We start from the raw sequence: 6,284 nt of genomic DNA on the forward strand, positions 1-6,284 counted from the left end.
TTGTTTGGCATATTCACAGATCTGTTTAGCATCGCTCTTATCGGTTTTGATTTTAGACAATTTCATCTGTATAAAGCGTTTTACTGCTAAAGGATTTTCTACAGAAACTCTAATACCTGACTCTAACAAATAATAAGCTAATTGGTAATGATAATATCCAGTAGCCTCCATGACACAATGGCTATCTATATCTAATATTTTTGCAAACTTTTTAAATCCAGAAAGGGTGTTTTTAAACTGATAAAAGTTACCATTAGAGTCTGCAACATCAAAAACCAAATGGCTAATGTCAATGCCAAAAAATTTAATATCTTTATTCATAATAAAATGATTTTTGAAAGGACGTCTACGCGAGTTTCAACGACTTAAAAGCGAGGTCTAAGAGCCTCATAGAACTGTACGAAATCTGTGTAGAAAAGGAGAGGGGATTTTCAATGTTGACGAGATCAAAGTCTCTGCGTATATAATAACCTTATTCCTCTCCTTTGTTCTTTCTTATTTATAGGTCTTAATTTAGTGTTTTTATTAAAATGCTAACTTAAGCCGTATATAATTTATTGCTAGTTCTAGCCTACTTACGAAAATCCTCGCGGATTTTCTATTCGGTTTTTATTTGCTAAATTACGTGCTAAACCACGCAACGTATCATATACAAAACCGTTGTAAGCAATTTGAGAAAACCGTGAACAATAAGACAAACATATTCATAAAAAAGGCAATTTCGATTCACGGAAAGCAATATGATTACTCGAAATCTGAATATAAAAATGTTGATTCTAAAGTCGAAATAATTTGTAAAATTCCTGAACACGGAACATTTTTCCAAACACCTTACAAACATTTAAACAGAAAACAAGGTTGTCCGATTTGTGGAATTGAAAAGTCTAAAAGTAAACGAACAAAGCCTTTTTCAAAATTTCTCGCTCAAGCAATTAAAATTCACGGAAAAAAATACGATTATTCTAAATCTGAATTAGATTATAATGGAGCATTTTCTAAAATAATAATCACTTGTAAAAAACACGGAGATTTTAGACAAACACCAGACAATCACGTCAACGACGGAAAAGGTTGTTACGAATGTGGTTTAGATGGTCATTCGCTATTATTTTCTCGAACACAAGAAGAATTTCTTGAATTAGCAAAAGAAGTTCACGGAAATAAATATGACTATTCGTTGGCAGAATATAAAGGAGCAGATAAAAAAGTAACAATTATTTGTAAAGAACACGGAAAGTGGAAACAATTTGCTTCTTCACATTTAAAAGGACACAATTGTCCAAGCTGTACAGGAAATTCAGGATTAACAAAAGACGAATTTGTTGAAAAAGCAGTTAAACAACACGGAGAGATTTATAATTACGATAAAGTTAATTACGTAAACGCTCATCAAAAAGTAAAAATTGAATGTCCAGTTCACGGATTTTTTAAACAAGCACCAACTGACCATATTTATTCAAATGGAAAGGGTTGTCCAAAGTGTAAAGAAACAACAGGAGAAAGAAAGATAAGGCTCTATTTAGAAAGTCAAGGAATAAATTACAAATACCAAAAAAGGTTTAAAGATTGTAATCATAAAACGACATTACCATTTGACTTTTATTTACCTGACTCAAAAACACTTATTGAATTTGACGGAATACAACATTTTGAACCAGTTTCAATTTGGGGCGGAGAAAAAGCCTTAAAATCACAACAAAAAAGAGACGAAATAAAAAATGAATTTGCTTTAGAGAATAATTATAAATTAATCAGAATAAATTACTTGGAATTAGAAAAAATCGAATATATATTAAACTCTGAAATAAAAACTGCTTACAACAATGGCTATAAGTAATTGCTTGTTCTCGCCTATTTCTGAAAATCCTCGCGGATTTTCAATTTGGTGCGTACTTGTAAAGTTCAGTGCTAACCCACGCAACTACTCATAGCCGAGACCGTTAGCGGTTATTTAAGAAAAAAATATGGTCAAATTCAAACATCTGACTTCTCTATCTTCAGTACTTTTTTCAGTGTTGACAGTAATTTTGATTTTATTTGAGATAATTGCTTCGAATATGGCGTTCGAAAATTTTGGCGAAATTACTTCGGCCATTTATCATTTATTGATTTTTGTAAATGTTATACCTATTTTACTTTTCGTTTTTAATTTTAAAAAAACAGCGCTGGTTGCTTTGCTAATATTAGGAACAATTATAATACCGGAAAATCTTATTGTCAACAACCGATTAATAAAACTTAAAGAGGAAACATCGAATATTATTCTTTTTGCATATCAAAATAAAATTAATAATGGTTCCTTTCCAAAAAATATAAACGGATACAAGTTTAAATATCCAGAATTAAAAGAATATATTAATTATACTCAAGAGTTTATTAACCATAGCGAGAACAAAGAATATTTAAAAGACCATTTTGGATTAAACTATCACGTTGGAACGAGAAATACGTCACATATGTTGATGAAAGATGATTATTTTGATAATAGTGAATATATACAATGGTATTATTATCCTGACTGAAAAAACATTCGAACGTAATAAACAACCGCTAACAATGTATAACCGCAATTACGGCGGATTCGACTACGTCCGAATCCACTCGGAATTGCTAACGTCAGTGCTTAATCGAAAATTATTAACTTTAAAACCGTAACTGACGGTTATACGAGACCGTTGTATGCCATTAAAACCAAATGAGTAAAAAACTATTTAAAAAAAATCAAAAATTTAATGATTGGACTTTGGTTTCCTACCTTGGTGGAGGTGGGAATGGTGAAGTATGGAAATGTGTAAATTCAAAAGGTGAATTTGGAGCTATAAAACTCATTAAAACTCTTAAGCAAAAATCGTATAATCGCTTTTTGGATGAAATAAGCGTAATAGAAGCAAACTCTGATATTGAAGGAATAATTCCTATAATTGATAAGAATTTACCAAAAAAACTTTCAAAAACTGACATTCCTTATTTTGTTATGCCAGTTGCTAGTAACGCTGAAAGGGAGCTAAATGGCAAATCAATTGAAAAAAAAGTTGATGCAGTCATTGAAATTGCTAATACACTAAAAAATCTACACGATAGAAAAATATCACATCGAGACATCAAGCTTCCCAACATTCTTTTGTTTAATTCAAGATTTTGTATAGCTGATTTTGGATTAGTTGACTTTCCAAACAAAAAGGATATCTCACATAAAAATGAAGTCATAGGTGCTAAATGGACAATGGCACCTGAAATGAAAAGAGAGTCATCCTCGGCAGATAGCTTAAAAGCAGATGTATATTCTCTCGCTAAAACACTTTGGATTATCTTAACTGAAAATCAGAAAGGGTTTGATGGACAATATTCAACTGACTCAATCATCGAATTAAGACAATTTTACAATTCTCACTATACAAGTCCAATTGACAAGTTATTAACTGCTTCAACAGATAATGACCCGGAAAAAAGACCTACTATGGTGCAATTCATAAATGAGCTCGAAGATTGGAAATTATTAAACGAGAATTTTCACGAACAAAATCTAGAACAGTGGTTTGAAATTCAAACTAAACTTTTTCCAACCTCATTTCCTAAAAGAGTAATCTGGGAAGAAAATGAGGATATAATTAAGGTGCTTAATGTCATTGGCTCTTATGATAACTTAAATCACTTATTTTTCCCAGATGGTGGTGGTTTAGATTTAGAAGGAGCAAAAAAATCATATGAAAGAGATTGCATAGAATTAGATTTTGGTGGTCTGACAGATATTGTTAAACCAAAAAGGTTAATCTTTGAATCTTTTGGAGCTGACGCAGAGTGGAATTATTTCAGATTGGAGCTTGATGAATTGGAATCTTCAGGAGTTTACAAAAATGAAGACGAGAAAATACCATATGAAAAAAATCACGATAGAGAAAGTGTGTCCGAAATTTATCCAGGAAGTTATGATAAATACGATTTAGTTGAGCATCGCTACGATTACAATGAAATGGGATATGAAATTCCTGAAACTGCAAGACACGTGTCTAGATTCTTTAGAGGTTCATTTGTTATTTTTAATAAGAGGTCAACATATAATTTGACTTCTTCTACTTATGATGGTCGTCATAATAAAATGACTACTGACGAATTTAGAGAATATATAAATGAATGGATGAATGAGTATAATAAAGGAATGCCATTTATGGAAAGGATGATGAGGCGACATAGATTGAAAAGGAGAAAACAAAAATAACGGCATACAACAATGGCTATAAGTAATTGCTTGTTCTCGCCTACTTCTGAAAATCCTCACGGATTTTCAGTTTGGTGTGTACTTGCTAAGTTAAACGCTAAACCACGCAACTACTCATAGCCGAGACCGTTGTGTGTCATTTGAGAAAATCGTAAATGAAAAACATTATAGAAATAAAAGGAGCTTCTCTAAATGACGTGAAACAGGCTTTGGAGAATTGGATAGATTTATATTCTGACAATTTTTCTTCAAAATTAAACTTTAAGATTTTCGAAAAAGGAATTGACAGACAAATAATAATAGCTGACAATCTTCTTGACAATGAACATTTTTTCTATTTGGTAAATTATCTCGAATATCCAGAGGGAATTGAATATAATGTGGAAATTAAAGGTTTAACTAAAGGTAAAAATATAGACAAAAGGTTAAACGATAAGGAACTTTTGGTTTACATATCAAAAAATGATAAGGAATTTGACAACGTTTATGTGGTAACTGCCGAGAACAAACATTATAAAATTGATTTTGGAGGTAAAGTTACCCAACAAACCGACAACAAATTTTATTCAACAGTTGATATAAGTAATTTAAAAAATCCTTTGACTCTTTCAATAAAAGCAAATAACAAAAGGCTTAAAGAGGATAAATCAGAATTAAAGATTAGTAAACGATTTAAAATTGTTTTTTACATTTCAACAATAGCTGTCTTAATTCATTTTTTTGTTCCCTATTTGACAGATAGTGTTGAAATAATTGAAAAATGGACTTTATTTACTGGAATGGGAATCGGACTTTGGTTTTTTATGGACTATGAAATGTTGAGAATAAATGACTTTTATATTAAAAGTCTTTTGGTTGCAGTTGGCTTCTTTTGTTATGGTTATTTATTCAGGAATTATTATCAAGAAAACATCTCTGATTTAAATAGTGTAAGTTTTATTTATCCATTATCGCTATTAATAGTTCAATATCCTACTAGGCGACTATATAAAGTAATTTTTAATAGAGAACCTGAAGTAGATAAACACGGAAAATTTGCTGATTTGATTTATACAATGATTTTGTTTTTTGCATTCGCATTGCTTCCGTTCATTATATTTGATTATTTAAAAAAATAAAAAAACGCCACACAACAATGGCTATAAGTAATTGCTGGTTCTCGCCTACTTCTGAAAATCCTCACGGATTTTCAGTTCGGTGTGTACTTGCAAAGTTAAGTGCTAACCCACGCAACTACTCATAGCCGAGACCGTTGCCATTAATTTGAAAAAAACGAATTACAACCTAATATTAAAAGCAATTTTCCCAATTGGAGTTTTGCTATTCTTCATTCTCTTATCTGAATTGAGAACTGAAGGTAATTTTGGTGGGCTTATAGGTGGATTTAAAGTGTTATTCTTCCTTATTGCAGGGGCAGGAATATTTTTGTTTACGTTAATTAAAAACATAGGTAGAATAAGAAAAGGAAAGAATATTAAAGAATCAAAAATCGTTTTGACTGTTTTAGTAATTTCAACTTTGATTGGTGTAAGTTCATTTTGGTTTCCATATGATTTCTTTGACAAGGAACCAGAATTTATTGCAACAGATGTAATTGGAAATAAACTGACTTTAGCTGATGGAAGTTATATGTTGAAAACAAGAGAAATTGAATGGACAACAATTAGACGGGGGAAATATCAAATTAATTCGGATACGATTAAATTAGACATTGACAAAGAAAGATATTTAGCTAAACGAGCAATAAAGTACTTGATTCAAGATGAGAATTTGATTCCAATCTATTCGGACGGAATTGAAACGGATTCTACTGGATTTTTAAAAATAATTAGAAAAATAAAAAACTAATGGCAACAATGTATAACCGCAATTACGGCGGATTCGACTACGTCCGAATCCACTCGAAATTGCTAAAGTCTGTACCAAACCGAAAATTAACGCATACTAAGCCGTAACTGACGGTTATACGAGACCGTTGTAGCCAATTTAAAAATCACGATTTATGAAGAAAATTGCGAAAATTATTTTAATAAGTTTTAGCCTAATAATCTTAATAATTGCTGTCCTA

General features: G+C 31.0%; 6 protein-coding genes. 5 read left to right on the top strand and 1 reads right to left on the bottom strand.

Annotation, left to right across the window (positions count from 1 at the left end):
- A partial coding sequence (locus tag DFQ11_RS14520) for an IS110 family transposase (protein ID WP_146221548.1) occupies positions 1-321 on the bottom strand: 321 nt, incomplete at its 3' end.
- A 361-nt stretch (positions 322-682) separates the two neighbouring features.
- Between DFQ11_RS14520 and DFQ11_RS14525 the strand changes: the two genes are divergently transcribed.
- From DFQ11_RS14525 to DFQ11_RS14545, 5 genes are all read left to right on the top strand, one after another.
- Positions 683-1,837 carry a hypothetical protein gene (locus DFQ11_RS14525; protein WP_110476606.1) on the top strand — a complete coding sequence of 385 codons (1,155 nt, stop codon included), beginning with the start codon at positions 683-685 and terminating at the stop codon, positions 1,835-1,837.
- Positions 1,838-2,057: 220 nt separating this feature from the next.
- A complete protein-coding gene (locus tag DFQ11_RS14530) occupies positions 2,058-2,522 on the top strand; it encodes a hypothetical protein (protein WP_110476607.1) in 465 nt (154 codons plus the stop codon).
- Positions 2,523-2,695: 173 nt separating this feature from the next.
- Positions 2,696-4,216, top strand: coding sequence for a protein kinase domain-containing protein (locus DFQ11_RS14535; protein WP_110476608.1), 1,521 nt, complete (start codon positions 2,696-2,698; stop codon positions 4,214-4,216).
- Between the two features lie 155 nt (positions 4,217-4,371).
- A complete protein-coding gene (locus tag DFQ11_RS14540) occupies positions 4,372-5,334 on the top strand; it encodes a hypothetical protein (protein WP_110476609.1) in 963 nt (320 codons plus the stop codon).
- A 145-nt stretch (positions 5,335-5,479) separates the two neighbouring features.
- The gene (locus tag DFQ11_RS14545) at positions 5,480-6,064 is read left to right on the top strand and encodes a hypothetical protein (protein ID WP_110476610.1); all 585 of its coding nucleotides are present in this window, start codon (positions 5,480-5,482) and stop codon (positions 6,062-6,064) included.
- Positions 6,065-6,284 lie beyond the last annotated feature (220 nt).

It is taken from the genome of Winogradskyella epiphytica, assembly GCF_003217215.1.
GTDB lineage: Bacteria > Bacteroidota > Bacteroidia > Flavobacteriales > Flavobacteriaceae > Winogradskyella > Winogradskyella epiphytica.